Source organism: Xenorhabdus sp. PB30.3, from assembly GCF_963895965.1.
Taxonomy (GTDB): domain Bacteria; phylum Pseudomonadota; class Gammaproteobacteria; order Enterobacterales; family Enterobacteriaceae; genus Xenorhabdus; species Xenorhabdus stockiae.
This window is the reverse complement of record NZ_CAWQMW010000111.1, coordinates 59172-76509: the sequence shown is the minus strand read 5'-3', so window position 1 is coordinate 76509 and position 17338 is coordinate 59172. Positions and strand designations below refer to the sequence as shown.

13 protein-coding genes and 2 tRNA genes are annotated in these 17338 nt (G+C 42.0%); 5 read left to right on the top strand and 10 right to left on the bottom strand.

What is annotated here, in order from left to right; genetic code table 11:
* Positions 1-46: 46 nt before the first annotated feature.
* Positions 47-1114 carry an AI-2E family transporter YdiK gene (ydiK, locus tag AACX38_RS06990; RefSeq protein WP_099108165.1) on the bottom strand — a complete coding sequence of 356 codons (1068 nt, stop codon included), beginning with the start codon at positions 1112-1114 and terminating at the stop codon, positions 47-49.
* Positions 1115-1320: 206 nt separating this feature from the next.
* Here ydiK and ydiJ point away from each other — a divergent pair, with 206 nt between their 5' ends.
* The 3 genes from ydiJ to AACX38_RS06975 all read left to right on the top strand — a co-directional run bounded on the left by ydiJ (position 1321) and on the right by AACX38_RS06975 (position 5997).
* Complete coding sequence (gene ydiJ / locus AACX38_RS06985; protein ID WP_228862851.1) at positions 1321-4389, top strand: D-2-hydroxyglutarate dehydrogenase YdiJ; 3069 nt, start codon at positions 1321-1323, stop codon at positions 4387-4389.
* A 71-nt stretch (positions 4390-4460) separates the two neighbouring features.
* Positions 4461-4817, top strand: coding sequence for a hotdog fold thioesterase (locus AACX38_RS06980; RefSeq protein ID WP_228862850.1), 357 nt, complete (start codon positions 4461-4463; stop codon positions 4815-4817).
* A 115-nt stretch (positions 4818-4932) separates the two neighbouring features.
* Positions 4933-5997, top strand: coding sequence for a L,D-transpeptidase family protein (locus AACX38_RS06975; RefSeq protein WP_099121562.1), 1065 nt, complete (start codon positions 4933-4935; stop codon positions 5995-5997).
* 79 nt (positions 5998-6076) lie between these two features.
* On the opposite strand, the gene AACX38_RS06970 is transcribed toward AACX38_RS06975, so the two are convergent.
* From AACX38_RS06970 to AACX38_RS06950, 5 genes are all read right to left on the bottom strand, one after another.
* A complete protein-coding gene (locus AACX38_RS06970) occupies positions 6077-6316 on the bottom strand; it encodes a major outer membrane lipoprotein (protein WP_099108162.1) in 240 nt (79 codons plus the stop codon).
* Positions 6317-6827: 511 nt separating this feature from the next.
* The gene (gene pykF / locus AACX38_RS06965; protein ID WP_228862849.1) at positions 6828-8237 is read right to left on the bottom strand and encodes a pyruvate kinase PykF; all 1410 of its coding nucleotides are present in this window, start codon (positions 8235-8237) and stop codon (positions 6828-6830) included.
* A gap of 515 nt (positions 8238-8752) precedes the next feature.
* A tRNA-Val gene (locus AACX38_RS06960) sits at positions 8753-8829 on the bottom strand.
* A 34-nt stretch (positions 8830-8863) separates the two neighbouring features.
* Positions 8864-8940, bottom strand: a tRNA-Val gene (locus AACX38_RS06955).
* A gap of 160 nt (positions 8941-9100) precedes the next feature.
* Complete coding sequence (locus tag AACX38_RS06950; protein ID WP_228862848.1) at positions 9101-10474, bottom strand: MATE family efflux transporter; 1374 nt, start codon at positions 10472-10474, stop codon at positions 9101-9103.
* Positions 10475-10717: 243 nt separating this feature from the next.
* Between AACX38_RS06950 and AACX38_RS06945 the strand changes: the two genes are divergently transcribed.
* Positions 10718-11362 (top strand): riboflavin synthase subunit alpha, encoded by a 645-nt coding sequence (locus AACX38_RS06945; protein ID WP_099108158.1) that lies wholly within the window; start codon positions 10718-10720, stop codon positions 11360-11362.
* 73 nt (positions 11363-11435) lie between these two features.
* On the opposite strand, the gene cfa is transcribed toward AACX38_RS06945, so the two are convergent.
* Together cfa and punC are read right to left on the bottom strand one after the other, a co-directional pair.
* The gene (gene cfa / locus AACX38_RS06940) at positions 11436-12587 is read right to left on the bottom strand and encodes a cyclopropane fatty acyl phospholipid synthase (protein ID WP_228862847.1); all 1152 of its coding nucleotides are present in this window, start codon (positions 12585-12587) and stop codon (positions 11436-11438) included.
* Between the two features lie 352 nt (positions 12588-12939).
* Positions 12940-14118: a purine nucleoside transporter PunC gene (gene punC / locus AACX38_RS06935; RefSeq protein WP_099121557.1), complete on the bottom strand. Its 1179-nt coding sequence runs from the start codon at positions 14116-14118 to the stop codon at positions 12940-12942.
* A gap of 136 nt (positions 14119-14254) precedes the next feature.
* Between punC and punR the strand changes: the two genes are divergently transcribed.
* A complete protein-coding gene (gene punR / locus AACX38_RS06930; RefSeq protein ID WP_228862846.1) occupies positions 14255-15163 on the top strand; it encodes a DNA-binding transcriptional activator PunR in 909 nt (302 codons plus the stop codon).
* Between the two features lie 3 nt (positions 15164-15166).
* Here punR and purR read toward each other — a convergent pair whose 3' ends face one another.
* Entirely contained in the window at positions 15167-16192 is a 1026-nt protein-coding gene (purR, locus tag AACX38_RS06925) for an HTH-type transcriptional repressor PurR (RefSeq protein WP_099108154.1), read from the bottom strand.
* Between the two features lie 531 nt (positions 16193-16723).
* Positions 16724-17302 (bottom strand): superoxide dismutase [Fe], encoded by a 579-nt coding sequence (gene sodB / locus AACX38_RS06920; RefSeq protein WP_099121555.1) that lies wholly within the window; start codon positions 17300-17302, stop codon positions 16724-16726.
* Positions 17303-17338: the final 36 nt, after the last annotated feature.

Sequence of the window (17338 nt, the reverse complement as noted above, 5' to 3'; positions counted from 1 at the left end):
TTTTATTATTGCATATGAATTTTTTTGAAATACCGCTTAGTGACTTCTATTTAATTTCGGGTTTGGGTACTTCATCCATCCATGCCAGTAATAGGCTGTAAGAAACAGCCAGTACAACCGGCCCGATAAATAAACCAATTACGCCGAGCGAAAGTATGCCGCCAATGACGCCAGTAAGAATTAAAACCATAGGTAAATCGGCACCCAGACGAATAAGGAAAGGCCGAAGAACACCATCCATAGTGACCAGAATTAAACTCCAGACCACTAAAATTGTTCCCAGAGTTGTTTCGCCTGTCCAGTAAAGCCAGATAATAGATGGAATAAGAACTAACAGAGGGCCTAACTGTGCAACGCAGAGCACGAACATCAGAACAGTCAGAACCATAGCATAGGGAATACCTGCAATTGCTAACCCAATGCCGCCTGCGATGGCCTGCACAAGGGCAGTTACAACTACACCAAGGGCAACAGCGCGGATAGAACGTGCAGCCAGTACAACAACCGCATCGCCTCGTTTACCTGCCAGCCGGATAGCGAAATGGCGAATTCCCTGCATCACATGTTCACCTTTCCAGTAAAGTAGAACACTGAACAGCACCATTAAGGTCAGGTGGAATAGAAACCGGCCAGCATTGGCAGCCTGAGCAAAAAACCATGTGGCTGCTTTTCCGATATAAGGCGGAATTTTAGCCATGAGCATATTACTGCCCTCAGAGATGATGTTCTGCCATTTAATATATAAATCCTGACCGACGACCGGAATTTTATTTAGCCACTCCAATTGAGGTAGGTGCATATTGGATGGAGATTTTGCCCATTCAATGAGTGGTGCACTGTTTTCCAGCAGGTTGCTGACCAATAATGCAATGGGAATAACAAATAATAAAATGAGCAGTAACGTCATAATGGAAACTGCTATCCAACGTTTTCCCCATAAACGTCGCTGTATTTTTTCCATTAGCGGCCAAGTTGCGATAACCACCATTCCTGACCAGATGAACCCTAAAACAAATGGACTTAAAACCCAAAAGCTGGTTGTAATGAGCAGTAAAATGAAGAACAGTACAAATAGCAGCTTGGGTAAATCCTGATGTGGTTGCGATTTTTCCATGAAATGATTTCTCTCGGCGATTAAAAATACTGTCGGGATCCACAATGGTAAATAAATATAACGTTATTTCACATGTTGCTCAAAACTGGCAAATATTGTGATATTGTTAAAAGCCTGCCTGTTCAGATCCCTGTCTGAACCCGACAATGAAGGTAGTATATAACTATAGCAATGTGGACAATTATTAGAAAAGGGGCAATGAGCCAATGATCCCACGTATACCACAAGCCCCCCGAGTCAGTGAACTGGTAAAGGAATATTTGACTGTACTGAAGGAAGCCGGTTTTACAGGCGATACTGCCAGCAATTACGCTGATCGACTCACTATGGCGACAGATAATAGTATTTATCAGTTGTTACCACAAGCGGTTATCTTTCCCCGCTCAACTGCTGATGTTGCACTGTTGGCAAGAGTTGCGGGAGAAAAGCGCTTCCATTCGCTGACATTTACCCCCCGGGGAGGCGGAACGGGTACGAATGGGCAGGCACTCAACAATGGCATTGTTGTGGATATGTCCCGTTATATGAAAAGAATTCTGGAAATTAACCCGGAACAAGGGTGGGTTAAAGTTGAAGCCGGAGTTATCAAAGATCAGCTCAATCAATATCTAAAGCCTTTCGGTTATTTTTTTTCTCCTGAATTATCAACCAGTAACCGTGCCACATTGGGTGGAATGATCAATACCGATGCATCCGGTCAGGGGTCGCTGGTGTATGGAAAAACGTCAGATCATGTACTTGGCGTCCGGGCTGTTTTACTGGGTGGGGAAATGTTTGATACCCGCCCAATGAATACAACATTGGCGGAATCGATTGCGAAAGAAAATTCAACCGTCGGGCATATCTATAAAACCGTACTCGAACGCTGTCGTGAACAACGGGAATTAATTCTTGAAAAGTTCCCAAAACTTAATCGGTTTTTGACGGGGTATGATTTACGCCATGTCTATAGTGATGATCTGCAATCTTTTGACCTGACACGCATCTTAACGGGCTCTGAAGGTACTTTGGCTTTTATTACCGAAGCAACGCTGGATATTACGCCTTTGCCAAAAGTCAGGCGCCTTGTAAATGTAAAATATGATTCTTTTGATTCAGCCTTGCGTAACGCTCCATTTATGGTTGAAGCTAAGGCACTGTCTGTTGAAACTGTGGATTCTAAAGTTCTCAACCTTGCACGGGAAGATATCATCTGGCACTCAGTAAAAGAGCTGATTACCGATGTGCCTGATAAGGATATGCAAGGGCTGAATATTGTTGAATTCAGTGGCAATGATGAACAGCAAATTGATCAACAGGTTAATATGCTCTGTCAGCGCCTTGATGAATTGATGATGAACAATCAGGCCGGGATAATCGGTTACCAGACCTGCCACCATTTAGATGATATTGAACGCATTTATGCGATGCGGAAAAAATCTGTTGGTTTACTTGGCAATAGTAAAGGTGTAGCCAAACCCATTCCATTTGTGGAAGACACGTGTGTTCCTCCTCAGCACCTTGCTGATTATATAGCTGAATTTCGCCAGCTCTTGGATAGCCATCAGCTTAATTATGGTATGTTCGGCCATGTGGATGCAGGTGTTTTACACGTTCGTCCTGCACTGGATATGTGCGATCCTCAGCAGGAAATGCTAATGAAGCAGATTTCCGATGAAATAGTTAACTTGACGGCCAAATATGGTGGATTGTTATGGGGAGAACACGGAAAAGGCTTTCGGGCAGAATATAGCCCCGCTTTCTTTGGTGAAATATTATACGACGAACTGCGTCGGATTAAAGCCGCATTTGATCCGCTTAACAGGCTGAATCCGGGAAAAATCTGCCCGCCGATCGGCATTGATGCTCCCATGATGAAGGTTGATGCGGCCAAGCGAGGCACTTTTGACAGAGCGATCCCCGTTAATGTCAGAAGCACATTCCGTGGAGCAATGGAGTGTAATGGTAATGGCCTATGCTTCAATTTTGACGTTAAAAGCCCGATGTGTCCTTCAATGAAAATAAGCCAGCATCGGATCCATTCGCCCAAAGGGAGAGCTACTCTTGTCAGGGAATGGCTGCGGCTTTTGACGGAGCAGGGTGTTAAACCTGAATTACTGGAGCATGGGCTTGACCAGTCGCGCCCCAGCCTGCGTGGTCTGATTGAAAAAACACGTTATAGTTGGCAGGCATGGCGGGGAGAGTATGATTTTTCACATGAAGTAAAAGAAGCGATGTCAGGCTGTCTGGCCTGCAAGGCCTGTTCGACACAATGCCCGATTAAAATTGATGTGCCATCATTTCGTTCCCGTTTTCTGGCTTTGTACCATAGCCGTTATTTACGTCCGTTGCGTGATCACATCGTCGCTAATGTTGAAGACAGTACTCCATTAATGGCAAAAGCACCCCGCGTATTTAATTTCTTCCTGCGGCAGCCATGGGTGCAAAAACTCAGCCAGCATACTATTGGTATGGCTGATCTACCTCAGCTTTCCTATCCGACATTGCAGCAACAACTCGCAGGACATTATGCGGTGGGAACGACACTGGAACAGCTTGAAACCTTATCCTCATCTCAGCGCAAACAGCATGTACTTATTGTTCAGGATCCTTTCACCAGTTACCACGATGCAAAAGTGGTAACTGATTTTGTGCGACTGGTTGAGAAACTGGGATATCAGTCAGTGTTGTTACCGTTTTCTCCCAATGGAAAAGCGCAACACGTCAAAGGATTCTTAAATAAGTTTGCTAAGACAGCCCGGAAAACGGCTGATTTTCTGAATCGGGCGGCACAATTGGATATTCCGATGGTGGGTGTCGATCCAGCCTTAGTTCTGTGTTATCGGGATGAATACAGGGATATTCTCGGTGAACATCGGGGTAATTTTAATGTCCAATTAGTTCATGAATGGCTGGTTAATATATTGCCAGAAATTATTCCAACAGAAAAATGTGACAATGTAACACCTAGTCATGACTGGTATCTGTTTGGTCACTGTACAGAAGTGACAGCATTACCTAACAGCGGTAAACAGTGGAGTGACATCTTTCACCACTTTGGCGCTAATTTAAATAACGTCAACGTGGGGTGCTGTGGTATGGCTGGAACGTATGGTCACGAAAAAAAGAATCTCGAAAACTCGCTGGGTATTTACCGGCTTTCATGGGCGCCAGCATTGAGCAACCTTGCTTTGGAGCATTGCCTCAGCACGGGTTATTCATGCCGTAGTCAGGTGAAGCGCATAGAAGGAAAAGTACTTAAACACCCATTACAAGCTTTATTGGAGATAGTGTAGTGATTCAGAAACAACAAATTTGGAAACGTAGCGCAGATGTCAGCATGCTAAATCAATTGAGAAATGACTGCATGCTAGAATATGTTGGAATAGAAATAACCCGTCTTGGTGATGATTTTCTTGAAGGCACAATGCCGGTTGATCAACGAACTAAACAGCCATTCGGGATTTTGCATGGTGGGGCATCTGTGGTGTTGGCAGAATCACTGGGTTCACTTGCTGGCTATCTTTGCTCTGAAGGTGAACAGAAAGTTGTCGGTGTAGAAATTAATGCGAATCATATTAAAGCCGTGCGTGATGGTATAGTTAAAGGAGTCTGCAAAGCAATCCATCTTGGACGTTCCCATCAGGTCTGGCAGATTGATATTTATAACGGACAGCAACAATTATGTTGCACATCTCGTTTGACTACAGCGATATTGTCCTAATATTTGGTATATAAAAGCAGTTTTCTTAGTTTTTATTGTGGCAAAGGGGGTAAAATAGCCTTATATGAGGCTATTAATTAACCACTGGCATTCAAATATCATTGAGGAAGTGTGTATGAAGCGATTTTTGACTTTTATCAGTACTTTCTTGATCGGCATGTTGTCGTTCTGCGGGATAGCTAATATGGCTTATGCGGTGGAATATCCGCTACCACCTGCTAACAGTAGCCTGATTGGTGAGAATTCCATCTATGTCGTTCCTAATGATGGACTTCCGCTGGAAGCCATAGCCGCTAAATACCAAATAGGTCTGTTGGCGATGTTAGAAGCCAATCCTGGTGTTGATCCGTATTTACCTAAACCCGGAACCAAGCTGGTCATCCCATCACAGATGTTGCTTCCCAATACCCCCCGTCAGGGTATTGTTATTAATCTGGCTGAAATGAGGCTCTATTATTATCCGAAAGGGAAAGATAGTGTCATTGTGTATCCAATCGGCATCGGGCAGCTTGGGCGCAATACACCAACAATGACAACCTCAGTCAGCCAGCTTATTAAAAATCCCACATGGACGCCTACTGCAAATATTCGCAAGGATTATGCGAGTCGAGGGATTATTCTGCCTGCTGTAATACCTGCCGGGCCAGATAACCCAATGGGTGATTTTGCTTTGCGTCTGTCAGCCGGGCGTGGAGAATATCTGATACATGGCACTAATGCCAATTTTGGTATTGGCATGCGTGTTAGCTCCGGTTGTATACGTTTACGTCCTGATGACATTAAAGCGCTTTTTCACAATGTTCCAAGAGGAACCCGTGTTCAGATTATTAATGAACCGATCAAATATGCAGTAGAGCCGGATGGAAAACGCTATGTTGAAGTTCATCAGCCGTTGTCAAAAACAGAAGCCGATGATCCTCAGACCATGCCAATTAAGCGCCCGGAAGGGTTATCAAAATTTATTGGAAACAAGGGAACCAATGTTGTTTTGGTCGATCAGGAAATTATTCGTCGTTCTGGAATACCAGTAGCAGTAAATGAGAAAGGACTTTCATCCAGCCACAGGGAAAAAGAAATATCACAGTTAGTGGAGGAGCGTGAAGACGACACTCTGAACGTTCAGCCCGTTAAACTACCTCCGTTGAATCAGCCCACACCAGTCTATCAGACTAAGTCATGACCTAACCTGTAGATAATCCAAGATATACATAAAGAATGGCGTACTTATTAAGTACGCCATTCTTGAAAATGCTACAAATTTATTTTTTGTAGGAACGAACTTGGTTGTCAAGACGTTGGTTAGCACGAGCTGCTTCGTCTTTAGCTGTTTGTACATCAGAACGCATTGAGCCAACTTCGTTGCTCAGTTGGTCAACTTTGGAACCCAAAGTTAGAACCTGAGAAGAAAGCTGGTCAACTTTTTTAGCTGTGCTTGTACAACCTGCTAACATCGTAGAAGCGAGAATTACTGCGCCAAGTACAATTTTAGTACGATTCATCACAATACCCTCTAGATTAAGTTAATCTTCAAGTAGCTATCTAATTATTACACAAACTTTTTTAGAAAGAGAATAAATTTTGTCCGGATAAACAAATTCTACTGTTTTTCGCTCTAAAATAAGTTAATAATTTTTAGATAACTACAATAAAACGGTAATGAGAGGAATAATTAAATCAGAAAAATCTCAAACATTACGTGATGTATCTTCCAGTTTTTCACTGTACTGATGTAATAAACCAACAATATCCCATTGCCTATTTTATTATTTTGACACATTTTTATCTGGCAGAATCCGTGGGTTAAGTGAGTAAAATGCTTTAATGATGCGTATTAACGTCAATAATTTTAAAATAATTAGTGTATTTATTATACATCTTTTATTCCTGTTTTTGCGTTTATTACAGGAGCACATTTTTTTATTAGCGGGGGGAGGGACAAAAATATGGAGGGATTATTTATAAGCGCAGATCGCTCAATTAACGAGCGATCTGCTTTGTAATCAAAAATAATTACAGTACATGAACAGAAGATGTATTTGTTGTGCCGCTTGGTACTAATGCACCGGACACCATCACAACGATATCACCTTTACTTGCCATACCGCTGGCTAATGCAGCTTCTTTACCGATACGGTAAAAATCATCAGTAGAGGCAATTTCTTTGACTACCTGTGTAGCAACACCTTTAACCAGCAATAACTGACGGGCAGTGATTTCATTGGTAGTTAATGCGAGGATCCGTGCATTAGGGAAGTATTTACGCACAGATCTTGCAGATTTACCGCCATAGGTTGCAACAACGATCAGAGGGGCTTCCAGTTTTTCCGCAATTTCTACTGCGCCACGGCAAACCGCTTCAGTTACACGTAACTTCTGTGTTTTGGTATTTTCAATCCGGCTGCCCATAACGCGATCTGTACGTTCACAGATAGTTGCCATGATGGAAACGGCTTCAACTGGATATTTTCCTTTCGCACTTTCACCAGAAAGCATGACTGCGTCAGTTCCGTCCAAAATTGCGTTGGCAACATCACCCGCTTCGGCACGGGTAGGGCGTGGATTTTTGATCATGGAATCCAGCATCTGAGTCGCAGTGATGACAACTTTACGTGCAGAGTTACATTTCTCTATCATCATTTTCTGCGCGAAAATGACTTCTTCTACCGGGATTTCAACACCCAGATCACCACGGGCAACCATGATACCGTCTGAGGCTTCCAGGATCTCATCAAAATTGTTCAGACCTTCCTGATTTTCAATTTTGGAAATAATCTGGATATGTTCACCACCATGAGCTTTCAGGTGTTCACGAATTTCCAGAACGTCAGAACGCTTGCGGATGAAAGAAGCAGCGATAAAGTCAACACCCTGTTCACAGCCAAAGATGAGATCCTGCTTATCTTTCTCTGCCAGAGCAGGCAGGTTGATAGAAACATTCGGCAGGTTAACGCCTTTGTTTTCGCCTAAGTCACCGTTGTTCAGAACTTCACAGATAACTTCAGTGCCGGCTATCTCTTTTACTGTCATGGCAATCAGGCCATCATCGACCAAAACTGTATTACCTACAGATAAATCAGCTGGTAAGCCTGAATAGGTTACGGCAACGCGCTCCTGATTGCCGATAGTGGATTGATCAGTTGTAAAGGTGAAAGTCTGGCCAGCTGTCAGGGAAACATCGTTGCCATCTTCCAGCTTCATGGTGCGGATTTCAGGGCCTTTAGTATCCAGTAAGATAGCTGCTTTTTTACCGGTTTTTGCAGTGACTGCGCGGATATTTTTAATACGCTGACCATGTTCTTCGTAGTCACCGTGAGAAAAATTCAGGCGCATAACGTTCATGCCTGAGTTAAGCAGTTCGGTCAGTTTTTCTTCGGATTCAGTTTTTGGCCCGATAGTACAAACAATTTTGGTTTTTTTCATGACAATCTATCTACTACTGGTTTTAATGGATTAAAAAGAGTGTATTACCAACCATTGACATTATATGCCAGTGTCACTTGGCTCTGTTAGTCTGGCATTTTAAGTTGCGCAACATACATGGAAAACGGATGGCAGAAAAGTGTCAATTGGTTGTTTTTCATCAAGCCAGGCATGTATTAACCATGTGGATTTAGAGCGATTAATCATCTGCAATTTTTTCTGGATTCGGTAAATTAATTGGCTGAAACCATTCAACTAATGACAGGGCCGTATTATAGAGGCTAATTTCTGTGAAATGAATCAAAAAGTGATTCTTGAAAAAATTTATCTGAAAAGAATAAAAAATGAGCATGTTCATATCAGAAAAATCAGAGAGTTGTTGCGCAACAGTGAAAAAATAATTTTTAGTAGCTTGAATATTGTGGATGGAAAAAGTGTTTTTATAAAAAATTCGAGTGGTTATTAGAAAAATAGTGAAGGTATTAAAGATAATAAAACGGAGGATATCAATTGTATGGTGCGTCCGAGTGGACTCGAACCACCGACCCCCACCATGTCAAGGTGGTGCTCTAACCAACTGAGCTACGGACGCACATAAATTTGAGTTGCTATGCCAACCAGATATTTGGTGCGTCCGAGTGGACTCGAACCACCGACCCCCACCATGTCAAGGTGGTGCTCTAACCAACTGAGCTACGGACGCAATCTAAATTTCTATGGGTGACAACGGGGACGAATATTAACGATCGCTGAGCTATCTGGCAAGGGAAAAAATGCAAATTCGTGTTTGATTGCTCGCAATTACATCTTTTAGTGTGAATTTGCAGCTTTTTCCCCTTGAGATATTAATTTAATGTACTAAATTAACGGGTAGAACGAGCAAGGACAGCATGATCAGGCTGCTTTTGTAACCACAAAATCCGGTAGCCAATCATAATTGCTGCAACAGTTAATCCGATAATAAACCCAATCCAGAAACCTTGTGGTCCCATAGGTTCAGTAACAAGATTGGTCAATGCCAGAATATAACCACTTGGTAATCCGAAAATCCAATAGGCGATGAAAGTGATAACGAAAATAGAGCGCGTATCTTTATATCCACGTAATACACCTGAGCCAATGACTTGAACAGAATCGGAAAGCTGGTAAATAGCAGCAAATAGCATCAGATTAGATGCTAATATGACCACTTCAGGATTATCGTTATACATCATAGCAATTGGTTCACGGAATATTGTCGTGAATGCGGCGGTTATGCTAGCAATTATTAACCCGAGCGCAAGGCTGGTATAAGCTGATACTTTGGCACCTTCAGTTGATTTCTGTCCGAGGTTATAACCCACCCGGATAGTAGCTGCGATACCAAATGACAGCGGGAACATAAACATCAGTGAACTGAAATTGAGCGCGATTTGATGCCCTGCAACATCCACTACTCCAAGAGGGGAGAGCAGTAAAGAGACAACAGCAAACAATGTCACCTCAAAGAACATAGCCAGACCGATAGGCAATCCCAACAGAGTAATGCGTTTTTGTGTATGCGAGTGAGGGCGAGAAAAATTCTCAAATGTATGAATATCTTTCTGGGATGGTGCGTGTTTAACATAGGTAAGTAGTAACAAACACATAACCCAGTAAACGCTCGCAGTTGCAACCCCACAACCTACACCACCAAGTTCTGGTGCACCAAACTTACCGTAAATGAAAATATAGTTGACAGGGATATTCACTAACAGCCCTATAACACCAATGACCATCGCTGGTTTGGTTTTTGACAGCCCTTCACACTGGCAGCGTAAAACCTGATAGAACAAGGCACCAGGCGCCCCCCACATAATTGCATGGATAAAATCGATGGATTTTTGTGCCAGAACGGGATCTACATTATGCTGTGCTTCTATAATAAATCGGCAGTTATATAAAATCGTCATCACAAAGATAGAAAGAAATGTTGCCAGCCAAAAACCTTGCTGGATTTGACCTGCAACATTTTTTCTCTGGCCTGAGCCATTCATATGGGCAACGATCGGTGTTAAAGCCATCAAAATCCCTTGCGCAAGCAAAATAGCTGGCAGCCAGATTGATGTCCCTATAGCAACAGCGGACATTTCTATTGCACCTGCTTTACCGGCCATGACTGTATCGACGACTCCCATCGCAGTTTGTGAAGACTGAGCGATAATGACGGGGATCCCCAGAGCGAGCAAACTACGCGCTTCATTTAAATATTTCTGCACGTACTACACCTTTTAATTGAAAAATTGACGATAGAAAAAACAAGGAATATTTCTGCGAGCAAACAGAACTGTTTGAAAAGCAACCTCTTGTTAACATAGGTATTGTATAGGACTCATTTTACTAATCCAATCATTGTTTGATATTTAGTCTAAATGAGTAATAACATTACACGTGAAATAGTGTTTAAAAGAGATTAGTGGGTTACACTAACTTATTATGTAAAACGATGAAAGAGGTTCCCCATGTTTACAGGCATTGTTCAGGGAAAGGCGCCTATAGTTGCTATTGAAGAAAAAACACATTTTCGGACTCATATAGTCAAATTTCCGGCTGAATTATTACCTGATATTGAAACGGGAGCTTCCGTTTCTCATAATGGCTGTTGTCTGACTGTCACAAAAATTGATGGTGACTTGATTAGCTTTGATTTGATGAAAGAGACGCTGCGTCTGACTAATCTTGGTGAGCTTAAGATTGGTGATTTAGTTAATTTGGAAAGGGCAGCAAAATTCGGTGATGAAATTGGCGGGCATTTAATGTCCGGGCATGTGATTACAACAGCTGAAATTGCGAAAATTTTCACTTCAGAAAATAACCATGAAATATGGTTCCGTATTTATGACAAACAATTAATGAAATATATCCTGCATAAAGGATTTGTTGGCATTGATGGAATTAGTCTGACTATTGGCGATGTAGTAAATAATCGTTTTTGTGTTCATTTGATACCGGAAACATTAGAGCGCACGACATTGGGTAAAAAGCGTATCGGTCATAAAGTGAATATTGAAATTGATCCACAGACTCAAGCGATTGTAGATACTGTTGAACGCTTCATGGCGCAGAAAGAACAAGAAAAAGTATTATCACAGTTGGAAGGTAATTAAAATTTTGCAGAAAAAAGCTACAGATTTCACTTCTGTAGCTTTTTAATGGTATTCCAAACCCACTAGTAAAATATTAACGCGGAACTCTTAATCCATTTTCAATTCCACGTGGGCTGAACATAACCTGCCATAACTGGATATCTCTGGCGCGAAATGCCCCGGCGCAGGCATTCAGATAATAACTGAACATTCGTTTGAAGCGGGGGCTATAATTATGAGCTATTTTATCCCAGTTTGTAATAAAACGTTCATACCATGCCATCAGAGTACGATCATAGTCAGCTCCGAAGTTATGCCAGTCTTCCATCACAAATTTCCCGGAGCTGGCTTTGGCAATCATTGCAATTGATGGCAAATGCCCATTAGGGAAAATATATTTACCGATCCACGCATCGACATTCACTTTATCCCGGTTGGAACCAATTGTGTGCAGTAAGAAAAGACCATCAGGCTTCAGATTCCTACGTACTACGTCGAAATAGTTAGCATAATTTTTGGAGCCTACATGTTCAAACATGCCGACAGAAACGATTCTGTCAAACTGGAGGTTTAGATCCCGATAATCTTCAAGGATAATTTTCACATCCAGATCTTTACAGCGCTCCTGAGCATATTTTTGTTGCTCTACTGAAATAGTGACTCCAGTGACGGAAACGGAATAATGTTTGGCTGCGTAAGCGGCTAATCCGCCCCAACCACAACCGATATCCAGCAGAGTCATACCCGGCGATAACTGTAATTTTTCGCAAATCAACCGCAGTTTATTAGACTGAGCTTCTTCCAGTGAATTCGCATCTTTCCAGTAGCCGCATGAATATTGCATATTGGGATCAAGCATGAGTGTAAATAGGTCATTACCCAAATCGTAATGTTCTTCCCCTACAATCCATGCCCGTTTGGGGGACTGTAAATTAAACAGGCGGGAAGTCACAACCATCAAAATGTCCTTAAAATTTTTTGGAATTTTGTGTTCCAGACCAGCCCGTAATATTTTATAAAAGAAAACATCTAAACGCTCACAATCCCACCAGCCATCCATATAGCTTTCGCCTAATCCTAAAGATCCCTGTTTCAATACTCTTTTATAAAAATCAGGGTTTTTGACTTGTATGTCAAAAGGGCGTTTTCCATTAATTTGAATGCCTGCTTCCTGAAGCAGGTCATTTGCAATCCTATGCCACTGGTCAGTGATTTTTTTATTTTCTTCAACGAAAGATGAACTCATATACTCTCCAACATTTATGTGGTGGAATTTTGAGGTACCTCTTTGTTACTGGTTATTTATGCTTCCCGGGATTTGTTTTCTTGCCGTTAAACTGCATCTTGAAATCCATAGGAATATTGAAACTAATCAGAAAATGACTTAAAGGCAGTTATGTCGTTCTTCCGTGATATAAAAGAGAGCTTCATTGCTCTTCTAAACCTCAAATTCCGAGTTTTTAGAATAATGAATCCATATGAGTATATGAGTGAAATAATATTTAAACAATAAGCAAGAGAAAGGCCATATTATTATATGGCCTTTCGTTGAGAATATTCTTAGGTATTATATTGAATGGTGACTAATTGATTGATAATTAGTTACTAATATCATCCTTTCTCTTTTGTAAATAATAACCTATCACCATTGGGATAATGGTGGCTACCATCACTGTTGTCGTTGATAAGAGAGGACTTTTCATAAACATAGCAACAAGCATACTGGCAATAAAGCAAAGGCCTAATTGTAAAGCATTTTGCAATGCGGCAGCTTTACCGCTGTCTTTCGGATAAACGGAAAGAGCATTTGCTACAGCAATCGGATAAGAAGCGCCATTCATTGCTGCCATAACACAAAAAGGAATAAGAATAACGATGAAAGAAGGATAGAACCAGGCAGCTAAATAGATAAGTACCATGCTTATGGCATAACCTGCCAATAAGATAGGAAATATAGTTTCACTTTTAACTTTTTCTAACAAAATACGGCAGCCATACCCACCCACCATAAATGCCAAAGTTTGTGGAATATAACTTAAACCGATATCTGTCGCGTCATAACCCATACTATTCAAAATAGTTGGTGAACCTGTTAACCAGGCAAAAAAGCCGGCGCTACAGGAAGCATAAATCAAAACATTGCCGCTAAAAACTGATGACTTCAATAAGGTGAAGAAAGAAGCACTATGATTATCTGCGCTGGTATCAATGGGAACACGTTTGTTCGCCAGAAAAAGTGTGGGTATCAGTAGTAACAGCGTTACCACCATCAAGACAAGAAAGATAACCCTCCAGCTTGTGTGTGACAGTAACCATGCGCCTAATAATGGTGCAAGGGCAGGGGAAAGCGCCACTAATGGCATAATCATAGCGAAAACACGTTTCGTGCGTTCAGCATCATATCTGTCGACAACCAGAGCCTGCCAGGAAACGGCAGCAGAGCAGACCCCAACAGCCTGAATAAATCTCAGGACAAGTAATTGAGTCGCATCTGTTATCCAAAGTATGCCCAGACAGCTGAGGCAAAACAGGGATAAACCGATAATCAGAACAGGCTTTCTTCCCAGACGATCAGAAAGTAATCCCCATAAAAGCTGAGCAACGGCAAAACCGCCGAGAAAAATGCTAAGGCTTGCACTGATAGCACCTTTTGATGTGTTTAAATCTTTACTCATAGCATCAAAGGCGGGTAGATACATATCAATGGCTAAGTAGCCGAGCATACTCAGGCCAGCAAGATAAAACATAAATGGAAGAGAGTTTTTATTTGTTGTCATTGTGTTAATAAATCGCGTTAGTCAATCGGTGTGGTAATTGATAAAGAAATATGGAGCTTATTTTATATGGCGTGATTTTTGATTGTGAAACGGTATTATTTGTACCATGCGATGAAAAAAATTAAAAGGAAGAAACATGTGGTCTGAATATTCTCTGGAAGTTGTTGATGCGGTGGCAAGAACAGGAAGTTTCAGTGCGGCTGCATCAGAGCTTCATCGTGTGCCTTCTGCTGTCAGTTATACGATAAAGCAACTTGAAGAATGGCTGGCAGTTTCTCTGTTCGAACGCCGTCACCGTGACGTAGAGTTAACTGAAGCAGGAGCCATTTTTGTTAAGGATGCCCGTTCTGTTATCAAAAAAATGAATCATACCCGGCACCAATGTCAGCAGGTAGCAAACGGATGGCGCGGACAACTCAGTATCGCTGTTGATCAGGTTGTTAAACCAGAACGGACACGTCAGCTTATTTTGGATTTCTATCGTCATTTTCCGGATATTGAGTTATTTATCTATCCCGAAGTTTTTAATGGTGTATGGGATGCGCTGGTGGATGGGCGTGTTGATGTTGCTATTGGAGCAACACGCGCTTCTCCGGTTGGCGAGCGATACAGTTTCAGGGATATGGGTTTTATGCCATGGCTGTGTGTTGCCAGCCCTGAGCATGAGTTGGTGCTCGTAACGGAAAAATTAAATGATGACCAATTGCGGCCTTATGCCAGTTTATGTCTTGAGGATACATCACGTGCCCTGCCTAAACGTGATACATGGGCTTTAGATAATCAGCGGCGGCTGGTTGTTCCTGACTGGGAAGCGGGGTTATCCTGTCTAATGGAGGGATTGTGTGTGGGAATGGTACCTAAACACCGGGCATTACCGCTTATTCGTCAGGGAAAATTGTGTGTGCTTGAACTTGAGCAGCCGTTACCTGATAGCCCGTGCTGTCTGACATGGTCGCAAAAAAGCCATTCACCTGCATTAAGCTGGTTGCTTGAGTATCTTGGTGATAACACAACGCTTAATGCTGAATGGCTACAAGAAGACTAACTGTTAGCGGCGATAATCAATAAAAGGACCATCGGCAACAGAGCGACGCTCTACAAGACGCGGGTGGACCTCAATAGTTTGGGCATCTTCACGTTTATTGATAATTCTATCAAGTAGCGTGGAGAAAGCCATTTGTCCCAGCCGCTCTTTAGGTTGATGAATGGTTGTCAGTGCTGGTGTGAAATAGCGTGCATTACGGATATTGTCATAACCAATGATGGAAATATCCTGAGGAACGCGTAAACCCATTTCATCGGCAGCACAAATAGCTCCCATTGCCATCACATCCCCGCCACAGAACACAGCAGTAGGGCGATGTTTCTGGTTTAAGATCTTACACATTGCCTGATAACCTGATTCAGGCTCAAAATCCCCCTGAACAACCCATTCATCCCGAATAGTGATATTGGCTTCTTTCAGTGCCTTGAGAAAACCCTGATGACGTCCGCCACCGGTGTTTCTGGCTAGTGGACCGGGAATGGAGGCAATATCACGATGCCCACGTTCAATCAAATACCGGCCAGCTAAATAACCACCGTGGAAGGCATTATCAATAATGGCATCCGTAAAGTCCCCTCTGGATTCCCCCCAATCCATGACAACCATAGGAATATTGCGATAATCCTCCAGCATCCCCAGCAATTGTTGAGGATATTCTGAACACATAACTAATAAACCATCTACGCGCTTTTGCGCCAGCATCGCGAGATAAGCTTTTTGTTTGTCGAGGTTGTTATGGGAATTACATAAAATCAATGTATAGCCTTTGCTATAACAACTATTTTCGACAGACTCGATTATTTCAGCAAAATAGGGTGCTTCACTTGAGGTTGCCAATAACCCGATAGATTTTGTGTGGTTGACTTTTAAGCTTCGGGCAACAGCACTGGGAGAATAATTCAGTTCCTTAATGGCAGCCCATACTGCGGCCTTCGTATCTTCGGCGACGAAACGGGTTTTATTAATAACATGGGATACGGTTGTGGTTGAAACACCAGCGCGTTTAGCCACATCTTTAATCGTTGCCATGATAAAAAGGACTCCTGACCTTTTGGTCTAAATTTGTATACCCTTTATCTGGATATAGAACTTTGTTAATCATTTGCCAGTATTATATTTGTATATAGGAAGATAACTGGCAATAATTTAGCGAGAAACCGTGAATTTTGTCTGATCTAGCTCAAAAGTGAAAGCAGTAATCGATGCTATAAAGTATATGTATTAAATATCACAGTGCGATTTTTAATCTTTGAGATAAATAACCACTTAAAATTTATGATGTTGCTGAGTCTTAATTTTCACGATGAGGATGGTTTATGGATACAGATCTGAAATTGGGATTATTGACTGCCTGTAGTGCGTTAGTCATGATTGTTTTTCTGGCGAGTCTCTGTTTGATCGCTTGAGTCCGGAAATAACCTTAAGTCCGGAAATAATATTGTGGTGAAACGCCATCTATTTTTTCAAGGGGAAGTTTTTCACGATTTCAGAAAGTATCCATGAATGGGACACGTGTGCAGAACCGGAAAAACTTACCCTTGTATTTAACTGATAGGCTAATTAAGCCAGATTTTCTTCCACAAACTGCCAGTTAACCAGAGCCCAGAAATGCTCCAGATATTGAGGGCGTGCATTGCGGTAATCGATGTAATAAGCATGTTCCCAAACATCAACAGTCAGAACAGGCTTATCTTCACCAGTCAGCGGAGTTGCTGCATTGGAAGTATTAGCGATAGCCAGGCTACCATCAGTTTTCTTGACCAGCCATGTCCAGCCGGAGCCGAAGTTTTTCAGGGCTGCATCAGTAAATTGCTGTTTAAATTCAGCAAAAGAGCCGAAAGCTTTGTTAATTGCTTCTGCCACTTTGCCGGTAGGTTCACCACCACCGTTTGGTGACAGGCTGTGCCAGTAGAAAGTGTGGTTCCATACTTGCGCAGCATTATTGAAGATACCGCCATCAGAAGTTTTGATGATTTCTTCCAGTGTTTTTCCGGCAAATTCTGTACCTTTAATCAGGTTGTTCAGGTTCACAACATAAGCATTGTGATGTTTGCCGTAATGATATTCCAGAGTTTCTGCTGAGATATGAGGTTCTAAGGCATCTTTAGCATAAGGTAATGCTGGTAATTCAAAAGACATTGCATACTCCTTTTAATATCGGGTTTTTGGCTTTAT

Bases quoted from the DNA above. Each gene is read 5' to 3' on its own strand.
- ydiK (WP_099108165.1), bottom strand. From the start codon at position 1,114: ATGGAAAAATCGCAACCACATCAGGATTTACCCAAGCTGCTATTTGTA.
- AACX38_RS06945 (WP_099108158.1), top strand. From the start codon at position 10,718: ATGTTTACAGGCATTGTTCAGGGAAAGGCGCCTATAGTTGCTATTGAA.
- AACX38_RS06975 (WP_099121562.1), top strand. From the start codon at position 4,933: ATGAAGCGATTTTTGACTTTTATCAGTACTTTCTTGATCGGCATGTTG.
- ydiJ (WP_228862851.1), top strand. From the start codon at position 1,321: ATGATCCCACGTATACCACAAGCCCCCCGAGTCAGTGAACTGGTAAAG.
- AACX38_RS06980 (WP_228862850.1), top strand. From the start codon at position 4,461: ATGCTAGAATATGTTGGAATAGAAATAACCCGTCTTGGTGATGATTTT.
- AACX38_RS06970 (WP_099108162.1), bottom strand. From the start codon at position 6,316: ATGAATCGTACTAAAATTGTACTTGGCGCAGTAATTCTCGCTTCTACG.
- cfa (WP_228862847.1), bottom strand. From the start codon at position 12,587: ATGAGTTCATCTTTCGTTGAAGAAAATAAAAAAATCACTGACCAGTGG.
- purR (WP_099108154.1), bottom strand. From the start codon at position 16,192: ATGGCAACGATTAAAGATGTGGCTAAACGCGCTGGTGTTTCAACCACA.
- punC (WP_099121557.1), bottom strand. From the start codon at position 14,118: ATGACAACAAATAAAAACTCTCTTCCATTTATGTTTTATCTTGCTGGC.
- punR (WP_228862846.1), top strand. From the start codon at position 14,255: ATGTGGTCTGAATATTCTCTGGAAGTTGTTGATGCGGTGGCAAGAACA.
- pykF (WP_228862849.1), bottom strand. From the start codon at position 8,237: ATGAAAAAAACCAAAATTGTTTGTACTATCGGGCCAAAAACTGAATCC.
- sodB (WP_099121555.1), bottom strand. From the start codon at position 17,302: ATGTCTTTTGAATTACCAGCATTACCTTATGCTAAAGATGCCTTAGAA.